The sequence below is a fragment of the Pseudoxanthomonas sp. UTMC 1351 genome, from assembly GCF_040948865.1.
GTDB lineage: Bacteria > Pseudomonadota > Gammaproteobacteria > Xanthomonadales > Xanthomonadaceae > Pseudoxanthomonas_A.
On record NZ_JAVGJT010000009.1, the window covers coordinates 208564 to 222565 of the forward strand.

10 protein-coding genes are annotated in these 14002 nt (G+C 60.8%); 7 read left to right on the forward strand and 3 right to left on the reverse strand.

Going from position 1 to position 14002, the window contains the following annotated elements; translation table 11 throughout:
• Nucleotides 1-32 precede the first annotated feature (32 nt).
• The 4 genes from AB6O04_RS08175 (at nt 33) to AB6O04_RS08190 (ending at nt 6710) form a co-directional block, all read left to right on the forward strand.
• Nucleotides 33-3056 carry a TonB-dependent receptor gene (locus tag AB6O04_RS08175; protein ID WP_368563353.1) on the forward strand — a complete coding sequence of 1008 codons (3024 nt, stop codon included), beginning with the start codon at nt 33-35 and terminating at the stop codon, nt 3054-3056.
• A gap of 105 nt (nt 3057-3161) precedes the next feature.
• On the forward strand, nt 3162-4709 hold the full coding sequence (locus AB6O04_RS08180) for a serine hydrolase (protein WP_368563354.1): 1548 nt from the start codon (nt 3162-3164) through the stop codon (nt 4707-4709).
• Between the two features lies 1 nt (nt 4710).
• Nucleotides 4711-5424, forward strand: a complete 714-nt coding sequence (locus AB6O04_RS08185; RefSeq protein ID WP_368563355.1) for a M15 family metallopeptidase — start codon at nt 4711-4713, stop codon at nt 5422-5424.
• Nucleotides 5421-6710, forward strand: a complete 1290-nt coding sequence (locus AB6O04_RS08190) for an NAD(P)/FAD-dependent oxidoreductase (protein WP_368563356.1) — start codon at nt 5421-5423, stop codon at nt 6708-6710. The genes AB6O04_RS08185 and AB6O04_RS08190 overlap by 4 nt, the downstream gene beginning before the upstream one ends.
• A gap of 108 nt (nt 6711-6818) precedes the next feature.
• Here the strand turns inward: AB6O04_RS08190 and trmL are convergent, their stop codons facing one another.
• From trmL to AB6O04_RS08205, 3 genes are all read right to left on the reverse strand, one after another.
• Nucleotides 6819-7298, reverse strand: a complete 480-nt coding sequence (gene trmL / locus AB6O04_RS08195; RefSeq protein ID WP_368563357.1) for a tRNA (uridine(34)/cytosine(34)/5-carboxymethylaminomethyluridine(34)-2'-O)-methyltransferase TrmL — start codon at nt 7296-7298, stop codon at nt 6819-6821.
• Between the two features lie 182 nt (nt 7299-7480).
• Entirely contained in the window at nt 7481-7867 is a 387-nt protein-coding gene (locus tag AB6O04_RS08200) for a hypothetical protein (protein ID WP_368563358.1), read from the reverse strand.
• Between the two features lie 739 nt (nt 7868-8606).
• The gene (locus tag AB6O04_RS08205) at nt 8607-9311 is read right to left on the reverse strand and encodes an SDR family oxidoreductase (RefSeq protein ID WP_368563359.1); all 705 of its coding nucleotides are present in this window, start codon (nt 9309-9311) and stop codon (nt 8607-8609) included.
• Nucleotides 9312-9456: 145 nt separating this feature from the next.
• On the opposite strand from AB6O04_RS08205, the gene AB6O04_RS08210 reads away from it, so the two are divergent.
• The 3 genes from AB6O04_RS08210 to AB6O04_RS08220 all read left to right on the forward strand — a co-directional run bounded on the left by AB6O04_RS08210 (nt 9457) and on the right by AB6O04_RS08220 (nt 13971).
• Entirely contained in the window at nt 9457-12327 is a 2871-nt protein-coding gene (locus AB6O04_RS08210) for a M16 family metallopeptidase (RefSeq protein ID WP_368563360.1), read from the forward strand.
• Between the two features lie 174 nt (nt 12328-12501).
• Nucleotides 12502-12825 carry a DUF4156 domain-containing protein gene (locus tag AB6O04_RS08215; protein ID WP_368563361.1) on the forward strand — a complete coding sequence of 108 codons (324 nt, stop codon included), beginning with the start codon at nt 12502-12504 and terminating at the stop codon, nt 12823-12825.
• Between the two features lie 129 nt (nt 12826-12954).
• Entirely contained in the window at nt 12955-13971 is a 1017-nt protein-coding gene (locus tag AB6O04_RS08220; protein ID WP_368563362.1) for a 3-oxoacyl-ACP synthase III, read from the forward strand.
• Nucleotides 13972-14002 lie beyond the last annotated feature (31 nt).

Here is a 14002-nt window from a genome sequence, read left to right on the forward strand (position 1 = left end):
CTCAACCAAAACCTTAGCAGGAGAGAGCGGGGATGAACGGTAAAGTTTTACGTAAGGCGGCGCTCAGTATTGCGCTGGGCACATGCATCGCATCGCTGGTGCCGATGACGGCGTCGGCACAGAACGTTACGGGTTCCGTGGTGGGACGCACGGGCGCGGGCGATCAGATCACCATCACCAATACCGACACGGGCCTGACCCGTACCGTCACCGCGGACAACAACGGCAACTACCGCATGGCTCAATTGCCAGTTGGCAGCTATACGCTGCAGGCGAATCGCGGCGGGCAGCCAGTCGGGCAGCCGGTACGGGTTACGGTGTCGCTGGGCAACGCCACTACCGTAAACCTGAGTGGCGATGGCGCAGTGGATATGGCAGCGGTGCAGGTGGTCGGGGCGCGCGTATTAAACGCGGTGGACGTCACTTCTACCGAGTCGGCGATGAATATTACTGCCGAGGAACTCGCTCGCATTCCAATTGATCGCAATCTGACATCAGTCGCGCTGATGGCGCCGGGCGTCACCAAGGGCGATGCTTCATTCGGAGGAATTTCGTTTGGCGGCGCGTCAGTGGCCGAGAACTCTTTCTACATCAATGGACTGAATGTCACCGACTTCTACAATCGAAACGGTTTCAGTGAGGCTCCGTTCGCGTTCTACAAGGAGTTCCAGGTCAAAACAGGCGGCTATTCTGTGGAGTTCGGTCGCACGACAGGCGGTGTCGTCAACGCGTTAGCCCGCACAGGCGGCAATGAGTTCAGATACGGCGCCGAGTTGGATTTTCAACCACGGGCATGGCAAAGCAGCGCCGATGACGCGTACTTCAATGGCGAGCGCTACCTGGCGAGAGGCCGCGACAACTATTCGCTATCGAAGCTGGATCTCTGGGCCTCAGGTGCGATCATCAAGGACCGACTGTTCTTCTTTGCGATGTATGAAACCCGCGATTACCAGCCGTGGAACACCGATGACGCGGGCGCGCAGCTCACCAAAAATCAGTCCGACAACGGCTTCTGGGGCGGCACGTTGGATTGGTATGTCACTGACAACAACATCCTGAGCCTGATGGCGTTCTCTAACAAGAACGAGACGCTAGGCGACGTTTACGCGTACGACTACGACAACTCCGAGATCGGGAACAAGCGGAACGAGGTGTATAGCGATACCGGTGGCGAAAACTGGGCGCTGACGTGGACCTCGAACTTTACCGACAACCTGTCGATGAAGTTGATGTATGGCGAGAACGAACGCGAGGCGTTCAATCGTTCGCTGCTCGATCTGCAGTGCAATCGCGTTGTCGCCCAGAGTGCGGTGCCAAGACCGCCAGGCATATCGTTGGGATGCAGTTCCAACTCGACCGTATTCGAGCGTACTGATGTCCGCGAGCAGATGCGTGCCGACTTCGAATGGAATATTGGTGATCACCTATTACGTTTCGGCGTCGATCATGAAGTGAATACCTCTGATCACTCCCAGTATTACGCAGGTCCAGGCGCGCTCTTCTACAACATCTATTCCGGTGCGGCAGGAAGTTCTATTCCCAACCCTCCTGGTGGCGTGGTTCCGCCCGGCTACTCCGGCTATGTCCGTGCGCGTCGTAACGAAATATTCGGAACCTTCGAAAGCACGAACTCTGCGCTGTATATTGAAGACAACTGGTCAATCACCGACAATCTTGTTTTGAACCTTGGGTTGCGCAACGAGGCGTTTGACAACAAGGACGGCGAGGGGAATACCTATATCAAAATGGACGATATGTGGGCACCACGCTTCGGCTTCTCCTGGGACATGAAGGGTGACGGAACAACGAAGATCTTCGGCAACGTCGGTCGCTACTTCCTGCCGGTCGCGAACGTCATTAATATCAAGCAAGCGGGTGGATTGCTGGATGAAAGAACCTACTACGCCTTTGACGGCTGGGAAGTTCGGGAGCTGAACGGGAATCAGTATTTGTATCCGAGGTTGGGGCCGCAAATCGGAGCCGTCGACGTATCGCAAGGTGACGGCACGGTGGGGGATCTGCGATCCGAAGTGGATCGCGATATGGATCCGGTTTACCAGGACGAGGCAATTCTGGGTATCCAGTCGATGATCAACGACACTTGGTCATGGGGCGTGCGCGGTATCTATCGCCGCCTGCACGATGCCATTGATGATATGGAGATCAGCGCGACCGGCGCTTGTGGCGAAGATGGCTACATTGGCTGGGTGATGGCGAATCCCGGAAAAGATGTAACGGTGTGGGGCGATACCGACTGCAACGGCGACGCTGATGGCTGGGTGACCGTGGATACGTCCAAGGAAGGCTGGGCGATGTACGACACCGAGGGCAACTATCTGGGCCAACGTGGCTGGGTAAAGCCCAAGCGCACCTACAAGGCAGTGGAACTCCAACTGGACCGGGCGTGGGACGGAAAATGGGCGCTCAACGCCTCCTATACCTGGTCGAAGAGCGAGGGTAATGCGGAAGGACCGGTTAACTCGGACACTAACTTCGCAGATACCGGCCGCACCGAGAACTTTGATGACCCCTGGGTCAATCTTAATGGCTACGGTCCATTGGCTAATGACCGAGAGCACCAGATCAAACTGCGGGGCACCTACGCTCTCAATGATCACTGGCAAGTGGGGGCTACACTCGATGCAGCATCCGGCGGTCCGATCACCGGATTCGGTGTGGGTAATCCTTACGATGAAAAGAAGTATCACAGCTACTACATCTGCGTGCAGAACTGCGGCGATGATGACGGCCCGGAGGTCTATGAGCATTCTCCGAGAGGCGGTTATGGGCGCATGCCCTGGACCTACGATCTTGGTGCCAGCGTGACTTATCTGCGGTCATTTGGAAGAGCCGACCTCAAGGTCAAGTTTGCCGTGTACAACCTGCTCAATCATCAGCGGGAAGTACGCGTTGACCAAGATTTGCAGCCTACAGTTGGCTTGACGGATCCAGATGCAAACGGAGTGCAGCACACGGAGTACAACGGGTTCTTCGGTCAGGGGTATGGTTTCCAGTCGCCGCGGTACGCGCAGTTGGTGGTTTCGTTGACTTTCTAGGTAGAGAATGAGGCGGTCCGAACATTCGGGCCGCCTTACATCTGTCGGACTGCCCGTGAAAGAAGGGCGTGCATGGATTCCGATATGCCAAGTACAAGACATTGCGTGATTTCCCTCCTTCCCTGCCTGCTGCTGGCAGGGATTTCTTTTTCCGCCGCCGGGTTGGATTCGGCTCGCGCCGACGTGGCATTCGCCGATACCTATGCGCGTTATCAGCTCCCCGGCATGGCGGTCGGCATCATCGAAGACGGCAAGGTCGTCTACTCGCGTACCGCGGGTGAAACAGTGGCCGGCAGCGGCGAGAACATCAACGCCGACACGCTGTTCAAGATCGCCTCCAACAGCAAGGCGATGACAGCGGGCGTGCTGGCGCGGTTGGTCGATGCCGGCAAGTTGAAGTGGAATGATCCCGTCACCAAGTACCTGCCGCAGTTCCGCATGCACGATCCGTGGGTCACGCAGCAGATGCAGGTGCGCGGTCTGCTGATCCACAACAGCGGTTTGGGATTGGGCGCGGGCGATCTGATGCTGTGGCCGGAGCCGAACCATTTCACCCGGAAAGACATCATTGCCGGGCTGGCGCATCTCAAGCCCACGCACAGCTTCCGCTCGCACTATGCCTACGACAACCTGTTGTATGTTGTGGCGGGAGAAGTGGCTGCGGCTGCGGCGGGAGAGCCGTATGAAGTATTGGTCAAGCGCGAGCTGTTCCAACCGTTGGGAATGAATCGCTGCCAGGTCGGCGAATGGACTCGCGCCAAAGTCGGTAACGTCGCGCAACCGCACATGCGCACTCCGGCGGGCAACCGTGTCATCCGCCAGGACGGCGATGTCGTTCCCAACATCACTTCGATGGCGGCCGGCGGCATCCGCTGCAGCCTCAACGACATGCTGACGTGGGTAGGCATGTGGTTGGCGCCAGACCGCCAACCTGCCTGGCTGTCGGCCGAACAACGCAAGGCCGTGTGGACACCGCACATGCCGATGCCGGTTACCCAACGCATGCGCGAATGGGATAACAGTCATTTTTCGGCTTACGGCTACGGCTGGCGGCTTTCTGACGTCGACGGCGAATGGAAGGTGGCGCATACCGGTAGTCTGGCCGGCATGTATTCCTCGGTGATCCTGCTGCCGGACCGCAAGGTCGGCATCGTGATCCTGACCAATGGCGAAGGCGATGAGGCGCGGGTCGTGCTGGGGCAGGTGCTGGCCAAGCACTACACGGCGCCGGAGCAATCCGTCTCGGTGGCGCATTACGCTGAGTCGCTCGCCCGCGAGAAGGCGGCCGAGAAGGAAAAGCGAGCGATCGCGGATACTTCGGCGCGCAAGGCCGCAAAGCTCGACGAATTCCAGCGTTGGCTCGGACGCTACAAGGACCCCTGGTTCGGTGAAGTATCGCTTTGTGCCGAAAGCGGAAAGATTCGTTTCCATGCTCCCCGTTCGCCGATGCTGACGGGTACCGTCATACAAGTCGGTTCACGCTGGTTGGTGGATTGGGATGAGGTCAGCGTGGATGCGGAGCCTTGGTTGGATTTCGTGGCGGTGGAGTCGTCGCAACCGGTCCGGCTTAAGCTGTCGCATGTCGACCCCGATGCGGACTTCAGTTACGACTATGCCGATCTCGATTTCACCCGCGTGGGCGACTGCCGCTAATATGTCCCGCCATATGCTCTACCTGTTTCTGCTGGCTGTATCGACGTCATCGTGTGCGATCGCCGCTAAACCGGTGCAGGTTTCCCCCGCTACTACGCCGGAACAGGCCGGGCTGGTCGACATCGCGACGCTGGTGCCAGACATCCGCTTGGATATCCGCTACGCCGGCCACGATAATTTCGTGGGCGAAAAGGTTAATGGCTATCTGGCGCCCAAGTGCTATCTGTTGCATCCGGTAGCCGAAGCCTTGCAGAAAGTCGAGCAGGATCTACGTCGGCAAGGAATGGCGCTGAAGATATTCGACTGCTATCGCCCTGTGCGTTCGGTGAAGCATTTCGTCGCCTGGGCAGCGGACCTGGACGATCAACGCACCAAGCCGATGTACTACCCCAATCTCGACAAGAACTCGCTACTGGGTGGTGGCTACATCGCCGAGAGCTCCGGCCATAGCCGCGGCGCTACCGTGGATCTGACGGTTGTGCGCTGTGTGGGTAACGACTGCACGGAACTGGACATGGGCACCGCGTTCGATTTCTTCGACGCGCGCGCCAACACCGGTCATTCCGACATCACGCAGGTACAACGCAGCAACCGCCGGCTGCTGGTCGATGCCATGGCGCGCCATGGCTTCCGCAACTATCCGATGGAATGGTGGCACTACACGTTCCAGCCAGAGCCAACGCCTCATACCGCCTACGACGTTCCCGTGCAATGAACTCCCCATCCCAGAACAATCCGCCGCGTGTTGCCGACGTGGCGGTGATCGGCTGCGGCATCGTTGGACTCTCGGCCGCCTATTACCTACGCAAGCGCGGCTTGTCGTGTGTATTGATCGATGCCAAAGGACCTGCCGGAGAAACGTCGTTCGGCAATGCGGGCTCGATATCCGTTGGCAATGTCATGCCGCAATCCACGCCGGGCATCGTCTGGAAGGCATTGCGCATGCTGGCCAATCCATTGGCGCCGCTGAAGCTGGACTGGCGAGTCAGCCCGGCTTACGCGCGTTGGCTGTTGGAATTTCTGCGGCAGGGTCAGCGCGGCAAAGTCTTGCCCATCATCGATGCGTTGCACGCCATCAACGCTGCGTCGCGTGGTGCCTGGTTGGAGCTTGGTGAGGATATTGGCGCTAGCTCGCTGATCGCGCACACGGGTTATCTGCATGTCTACAGCGAAGCGGCGACTTTCGAAAAAGGCGCGTGGGAACGCGAACTGATGCAACAGCGTGGTGTGGCGTTCGATGTGCTGGACGGCGCGCAGCTGCGTGATCTGGAACCGGGCATTGGCAACAGATTCCAGCATGCGGTATTTCAGCGCGACTCGCTGGCAATGCGCGACCCGGGCGAATTCTGCCGCCAGTTGTTCGACCATCTGGTGTCGCAAGGCGCAAGCGAGTTGATCGCCACCGCATCGGAGATACGCAACGAAGGTGGGGGCTATAGGATCGTCACCGACCGCGACAGCGTGCACGCCGGCAAGGTGGTGCTGGCCGCCGGCGCATGGAGCAATCGCTTACTCGCACCGTTCGGAACAAAGCTGCCGGTGATTCCCGCACGCGGTTATCACCTGATGTATCGCCATCAAGACGACGTCGTGCAGCGCCCGACGCTGTGGGCGGAGCGCTACATGGTGCTGTCGCCGATGCAGCGAGGCGTGCGCATGACCAGCATCAAGGAACTGACAGCGCTGGGACGCGACCCGCATTTCCACCTGATCCACCGGCTGGATCCGGAAGCGCGTGCGTTGTTTCCAGCGCTGTCCGGCAAACCCGAAGCGGAGTGGGCCGGCAACCGGCCTTGCACGCCCGATTCGTTACCGATCATCGATAAGTTGCCCGATGAGGACATCTACCTGGCGACCGGCCATGGCCACCTCGGCCTGACGCAGGGGCCGGTGACCGGCAAGTTGATCGATCAGATGATGGCGGGCGAAGCGACGGACATTCCGTTGGCGCCATATGGATTGGCGCGGTTTGCGGGACGTGTCCCTGTGGGAGCGACGTAAGTCGCGACGATGAAAGTCATATGGCCGTCGTCATCGACGTGATTCATGATGCTTTCCCGTCTGTCGACAAGCTACGGTCGCGACTTACATCGCTCCCACAAGGAAGGGCTACGTGCCACCCACAAAGCCTGCCTGCCGCCACGCCTCGAACACCACCACGGCGATGCTGTTGGACAAATTGAGGCTGCGGTTCTGTGGCCGCATGGGCAGACGCAGGCGCTGCTCGGCGGGCAGCGCACCCAGCACGTCCTGTGGCAAGCCGCGGGTTTCCGGACCGAACAAAAACGCGTCGCCGGATCGGTAGAGTGGCTGGTCATAGCGTTGGGTGCCGCGGGTACTGAGGGCGAACAGGCGCTGCGGCTTGACGCTGGCAAGTGCCGCCTCAAGCGAGGCGTGCACTTGCAGTCGCGCATATTCGTGGTAATCCAGACCGGCGCGTCGTAGCTGCTTATCTTCCAGATCGAAACTGAGTGGTTCGATGAGGTGCAGCCGCGCGCCGGTGTTTGCGCAAAGGCGGATCGCGTTGCCGGTGTTCGGGGGAATCTCCGGCTGGTACAGCAGTACGTCGATATCAAATTCGGGTGTCATCGCGCGGATTCTACGTGGCGCTATGCGCCCATGACGACATCCGGCGGAAAGATCTACTGCAGGCTACGTGAAGCAGGTTGCATTGGAGCAGGTTGCATTGGAGCAGGTTGCATTGAAGCTGAGCGCTGCCATGAAACGTGAAGCTAAAAAACGTGAAGCGATAGAAGGTGTTGCTCAAGCGCTCAGCGTGCTGCGAACCGACCAGCCAATGCACCGGCCTGCGTAGCGAATTCCTGCATGTCTTCCGCCGAAGGACGTACGGTCACGACCGGCATATCGACGATGCGCACCGCTTGGTTGGCCAGGTAGTAAGCCATGTCTTCAGCGGCGGGGCGGACGTTCACAGCGGCCAGGTCAACCACTTTGACGTTCTTGTAGGTCTGGAAGTAGGCCAGATCGGCCGGGTCCGGCTTCACCGACACGGCGGGCAGGGTGACGATGTGGGTAGCGGCCGAAGCGTCGCTAGCTTGGCGGTTGTTGTCGGCGTGAGTGGCGGAGATGACCATGGAACCGGCGCACAGAGCGAACACAGCAGCGGCGGTCAGGGGGAGCAGGGTCTTGGTGTTCATGTCGGGCCTCTGTAGTGATGTTTTGATGTTGTGGAGCGGTGGTGTGGTAGTAAGGTAGTACACCTAATCAGACAGATCAAGCAGAACTTGTGCTTCTAGTTCTTTCGTTCAGTTGCAGTTCAGTGTTTCGGCAGGGCTTCTTTCTTTCGCCAGGGCTAACGCAGAAGTCGTGCCAACTGTAAGTATTTAATTTATAAGGTGAATCTGTTTCATCTGGAGTGTCCGCTGTCCGTTCGGACTGTCCGGCGGGTTGCCGTTCTTCTTGCCGCCCTTGTGGGAACTAAGACGTTGGGTTGGGCGATGTGTGACTCAGACACGCCGCCAGCGCCGAACTCCGGTCAAAAAGCTCACACAAGGATTTGGATGCTGTTTAGGCGGGAACGGTTGCACGTATGTGCTGTGCACGGTTTGCTCTCGTAGAGCGGAGCTGTGCCTCGCGATAGGACCGAATCAGTAGCAATGAGGCCGTCGCAACGGCAGGCGATAGCGAATAGCCGGCTTTACAAGGCTCTCGTAGAGCGGAGCTGCGCCTCGCGATATGACCGAATCAGTAGCAATGAGGCCGTCGCAACGGCGGGCGGTAACGAATAGCCGTGAAGGCGCTTCTCGTAGAGCGGAGCTTGCTCCGCTGCTCTTCGGTCACGCCTCGTGAAGGGCGATAGGCGGAAAAGCAAAAGCAGCGGAGCAAGCTCCGCTCTACGAGAGCGAGTGGACGCAACGGGCCAGCCGATTGCCTACGTCACCAGGGCAACGTCTGACCCTGCCAATCCAGGAATCCACCGGAATCGTCTTCATCCAGGTGATCGATCACTTGCAATAGCCCGGCGACCGATTCCTGCGCAGTCAACGCGGCTTGTTCGCCGCCCATGTCCGTTTGCACCCAACCCGGATGCAGGGCGACCACTTTGATGCGCCGCGATTCAAGCGCCTGTGCCAGAAGCGAAGTCGCCATGTTCTGAGCGGCTTTGCCGATCGCGTAGCTGGGTGTGCGGAACTCCTGCCGCAACGCAATCGAACCTACTTCCGAAGAAATGTTAGCGACGGTGCCGCCGTCGGCGATCTGCGAGGCCAGCGTCTGCACCAGCAGAAACGGCCCCATGGCATTGGTGCGGAAACTCGCCTCCAGATCCGCAGGCTGGACATGGCCGAAGCGTTCGCTGCCGCGCAGTACACCGGCATTGTTGACCAGCAGGTCGAGCTTCTCGCCATCGGTGACCAGCGCCAATTCCCGCGCGAGCTCCGCATGGCTACGAGGTTCCGCCACATCCAGCGGCAACACATGCAGGCGTCCGGGATATTCGCCGGCCAAGGTATTCAAGGCCGTGGCCTTGCCCGGGTGGCGGCAGGTGGCCACTACATGATGGCGCCGCGCCAGCAGCTGGCGGACGAACTCCAGGCCCAGGCCGCGATTGGCTCCCGTAACCAGACAGTGCCGACGATCCATATGCCGTTCCTTATATATGTGTATGCAGGAGAACCTGTAGGAGAGACGTTTGGCGACGCTATGCCGTGTGGCCTAGTGTAAAGACCCCGATGCAGCGGTTAGCATCGGCGGTCGCTTGTTCAATAGATAGCAAAAGGGGTGTCTGATGACCGTATTCCGCCGGCCGCGTGTGGCTCTGCTCGCCATTGCCTTGTCCTCCGCACTGGGCGGCCTCTCGTATCTGCCGGAAGCGGCGCAGGCCAAGCCGGTCGCGGGCGCGGAAATCGAGATTCCGTTCCAGGAGTTCACGCTGCCCAACGGCTTGCGGGTGATCGTGCATACCGACCGCAAGGCGCCGATCGTGGCGGTGAATCTCTGGTACCACGTGGGCAGCAAGAACGAGCAGCCTGGCCGCACTGGTTTTGCGCACCTGTTCGAACATCTGATGTTCCAGGGTTCGGAAAACCACAACGGCGAGTTCTTCGCACCTTTCGAACTGGTTGGCGCGACCGATCAGAACGGCACCACCAACCAAGACCGCACCAACTATTTCCAGAACGTCCCCACCACCGCGCTGGACATGGCGCTCTGGATGGAATCGGACCGCATGGGGCACCTGCTGGGCGCGATCGACCAAAAGGCGCTGGATGAGCAGCGCGGTGTGGTGCAGAACGAAAAGCGCCAGGGCGAAAACCAGCCCTACGGCCGCCGCATCACCGCCAAGATCTTCGAAGCGTTGTACCCGGCCGGGCACCCCTACAGCTGGCAGACCATCGGTTCGATGGCCGATCTGGACGCCGCCACGCTGGATGACGTGAAGACCTGGTTCCGCAGCTGGTACGGCCCCAACAACGCCGTGCTGGTGCTGGCGGGCGACATAGATCTGAAGACCGCCAAGGAAAAAGCGGCGCGCTATTTCGGCGACATTCCCGCCAGCGCCACCTTGGCGGACATGAAGACCAACATTCCCAAGCGCACGCAGGACACGCGTGAAATCGTGCCCGACCGCGTGCCGCAGGTGCGCATCTACCGCGCCTGGCCGGTGGCCGAAATGGGAACGACGGATGCGACCTTGCTGGACCTGTATGCGCAGGTGCTGGGCGGCAGCTCATCCTCGCGCCTGGATGCCCGACTGGTGCACCAGGACAAACTGGCCGACCAGGTCAGCGCCTATGCCTGGAGCAGTGAAATCAGCGGCACGTTCTTTGTCACCGCCACGGTGAAGGAAGGCGTTGATCCGGCCAAGGTGGAGAAGATCCTGGATGAGGAAATCCAGCGCCTGACCCGCGAAGGACCCACAACGGAGGAAGTCGAACAGGCACGCACCCTGTGGCGCGCCAGCTTTGTGCGTGGCATCGAGCGCATCGGCGGTTTCGGCGGCAAATCCGACGTGCTGGCCTCCTGCGCCGTCTACCAAGGCAAGCCGGATTGCTATCAGGATGAGCTGAAGGAATTGAACGCCGCCACGCCGGCCAGCATCCGCACCGCCGCGCAGCGCTGGCTGGGCACGGGTTCGCACACGCTGGTGGTGCAGCCCAGCGAAACACCGGCATCGTCATTGCCCGAGCGCGTCCTGGCGGCGCCGGCAACAGCACCGGCCGCGATTCCCGCGCCCGATCCCAAGTTCAAGACAGTCAAGACCGACGTCGACCGCAGCCAGGGCGTGCCCAAGACTGAGCGCTTCCCGGATCTGGAATTCCCGGCGGTGCAACGCGCCACGCTTTCCAACGGCATGCAGGTGCTATTGGCCGAACGCCACGAAACGCCGGTGGTGCAGATGAGCATGGAATTCCCCGGCGGCTACACCACCGACCTGGGAGGCAAACTAGGCCGCGCCAGCTTCGCCATGCAGATGATGGACGAAGGCGCCGGTGACTACAGCGCATTGGAATTGGCCGCGCGCAAAGAAGCGCTGGGTGCAGAAATCAATGTTGGCGCCGGTCTGGACCATGCCTCCGTCAGTCTGTCGGCGTTGACGGATAAATTGGCCGAATCGCTGGACCTGTACGCCGATGTGCTGCGCCGCCCGACCTTCGATGGCAGCGAGATCGAACGCGTGCGCGCGACCTGGATCGCCGGCATCAAGCAGGAAAAGGCGCGCCCGCAAACGGCAGCGATGCGCATCATGCCGCCGCTGTTGTACGGGCAGGGCCATCCCTATGCCATTCCGTTCACCGGCAGCGGCACCGAAGCGTCCATCGCATCGCTGACGCGCGACGATCTGAAGAGCTTCCACCAGACTTGGCTGCAACCGGAGAAGGCGCGGATCGTGATCGTGGGCGATACGTCGCTGGACCAGATCGTGCCGCTGCTTGAAGCGCGCCTGGGCGACTGGCGCACGGCGGGCGATGCGCCGGCCGTGCCGGAAGTGGATCCGGTCGCGTTGCCGGCCAAGCCGCGCGTATTCCTGATCAATCAGCCAGGCGCCATCCAATCCAACATCTACGTCGGCCAGTTGGTGCCGTCGACGCGGGATGCCGGCACCATCGACTTCGATTTCGCCAACGGTGTGCTGGGCGGGCAGTTCAGCTCGCGCCTCAACATGAACCTGCGCGAAGACAAGCACTGGGCCTACGGCTCCTATAGCAACGCAACCAACACGCTCGGCCAGCGGCCCTGGTTTGCCTCCGCCGCGGTGCAGAGCGACAAGACGGCCGAATCGGCCAAGGAACTGCAGGCGGAAATCGCCCGCTTCGCCAAGGGAGAAGCGCCCGCCACCCCGGCGGAAATCGCCAAGATCCGCGCCAGCAACACGCTGGAGCTGCCGGGCGCGTACGAAACCGCCACGTCCGTGCTGGGCCAGATCGCCAGCAATCAGCGCTACGGCCGCCCGGACGATTACATCCTGCAGTACAAGGCGCGTAACGAGGCCATTCAGCCGGCTGACGTGACCGCGGCGGCCAGGAAATTGCAGCCCGGTGCCCTGACCTGGGTGGTGGTGGGCGATCTGAGCAAGATTGAAGAGCCCGTCCGCGCGTTGGGTCTGGGCGAGGTCAGTGTTTTGGACGCGGATGGCAAGTCGCGCCCCGAGGAATGATCCGGTGTCATGGAGATGAGCGCGTCGCAACGTACCGGGGCGATGACTCGCCGGTGCCCGGTTGCAACTCCTTTCCATGGACTGCAGTCGTGGAGACGGAGTGTCATCGCACATTTCCATTCATCTTGCGTGGGCCAGAATGCCCCTGATCTCATCAACCACCCAGGTCTCGCCATGCGTTTTGCCATACCGATTTCCGTAGCGCTCGTCCTGACGCTGTCCGGCTGTACCTGGGTACAGCTGGCACCGGGCGCCAAGCAGGTCCGGGTGGTCGCGGCGGGCGCGGCACCGGCCGGCTGCGAAAAGCGCGGCGAAGTAGCGGTGTCGGTCAAGGACAGCGTGGCCTTCTACGAGCGCAATCAGCTGCGCGTCCGCGACGAACTGGAGACCTTGGCCCGCAACGAGGCGCCGGGTATCCAGGCCGACACCATCCAGCCGTTGGGTGATCCCGCCGACGGCGAACAGCGTTTTGCGGCTTACCATTGCGGCGGCCGTTGACATTAAATGTGATATGCGTCACGTTTGTTACCGTGCAAGGTCGATTCCGCGCCAAATCTAAAGATGCGGTGAAGAACGGAAGCCGGTAATCTTGTCGACCCCTTCGCCTAAGCCTTGGCGCTAACTTCGATGCTCTTCCAGAATGTCTCCATCGCGGGACTGGCGCACGTGGATGCGCCGCATACGCTGACGTCGCACGACATCAACGAACAGCTCAAGCCCACCCTGCAGCGCCTCGGCATCAAGACCGACGTGCTGGGCGACATCGCGGGCATTCATGCCCGTCGCCTGTGGGATGACGATCAGCTGGCCTCGGACGTCGCCACGCTGGCGGCGCGAAAGGCACTGGCCGATGCCGGGGTTCCGGCGGAAAAGATCGGCCTGCTAGTCAATACGTCGGTCAGCCGCGATTACCTGGAGCCGTCCACGGCCAGCATCGTGTGCGGCAACCTGGGCCTGGGCGAGAACTGCCAGAACTTCGACGTCGCCAATGCCTGCCTGGCCTTCATCAACGGCATGGACATCGCGGCCCGCATGCTGGAGCGTGGCGAGATCGACTACGCCCTGGTCGTGGATGGCGAAACCGCCAATCTCGCCTACAAGAAGACCATGGAGCGCATGACCGCGCCGGACGTCACCGAGGAGCAGTTCCGCAACGAACTGGCCACGTTGACGCTGGGCTGCGGCGCCGCCGCCATGGTGATGTCGCGCACCGAACTGACGCCCGATGCCCCGCGTTACAAGGGCGGCGTGACCAAGGCCGCCACCCAGTGGAACTCGCTGTGCCGCGGCAACCTGGACCGCATGGTCACCGACACCCGCATGCTGCTGATCGAAGGCCTGAAGCTGGCGCAGAAGACCTTCGTTGCCGCCAAGCTGGCGCTGGGCTGGGCCGTGGACGAACTGGACCAGTTCGTCATCCACCAGGTCAGCCAGGTGCACACGGCCGCCTTCATCAAGGCCTTCGGCATCGACCCCAAAAAAGTGCTGACCATCTTCGGCGAACACGGCAACATCGGCCCGGCCAGCGTGCCGATCGTGCTGAGCAAGCTCAAGGAGCTTGGCCGCCTGAAGAAAGGCGACCGCATCGCCCTGCTGGGTATCGGCTCAGGCCTGAATTGCTCGATGGCGGAAGTGGTCTGGTAAGACGACAACGCTGAGTCGAGCACATTGCGGG

Excerpts from the sequence above, each read along its gene's own strand:
- AB6O04_RS08205 (WP_368563359.1), bottom strand. The coding sequence starts at position 9,311 with ATGGATCGTCGGCACTGTCTGGTTACGGGAGCCAATCGCGGCCTGGGC.
- trmL (WP_368563357.1), bottom strand. The coding sequence starts at position 7,298 with ATGACACCCGAATTTGATATCGACGTACTGCTGTACCAGCCGGAGATT.
- AB6O04_RS08200 (WP_368563358.1), bottom strand. The coding sequence starts at position 7,867 with ATGAACACCAAGACCCTGCTCCCCCTGACCGCCGCTGCTGTGTTCGCT.
- AB6O04_RS08190 (WP_368563356.1), top strand. The coding sequence starts at position 5,421 with ATGAACTCCCCATCCCAGAACAATCCGCCGCGTGTTGCCGACGTGGCG.
- AB6O04_RS08215 (WP_368563361.1), top strand. The coding sequence starts at position 12,502 with ATGCGTTTTGCCATACCGATTTCCGTAGCGCTCGTCCTGACGCTGTCC.
- AB6O04_RS08210 (WP_368563360.1), top strand. The coding sequence starts at position 9,457 with ATGACCGTATTCCGCCGGCCGCGTGTGGCTCTGCTCGCCATTGCCTTG.
- AB6O04_RS08220 (WP_368563362.1), top strand. The coding sequence starts at position 12,955 with ATGCTCTTCCAGAATGTCTCCATCGCGGGACTGGCGCACGTGGATGCG.
- AB6O04_RS08175 (WP_368563353.1), top strand. The coding sequence starts at position 33 with ATGAACGGTAAAGTTTTACGTAAGGCGGCGCTCAGTATTGCGCTGGGC.
- AB6O04_RS08185 (WP_368563355.1), top strand. The coding sequence starts at position 4,711 with ATGTCCCGCCATATGCTCTACCTGTTTCTGCTGGCTGTATCGACGTCA.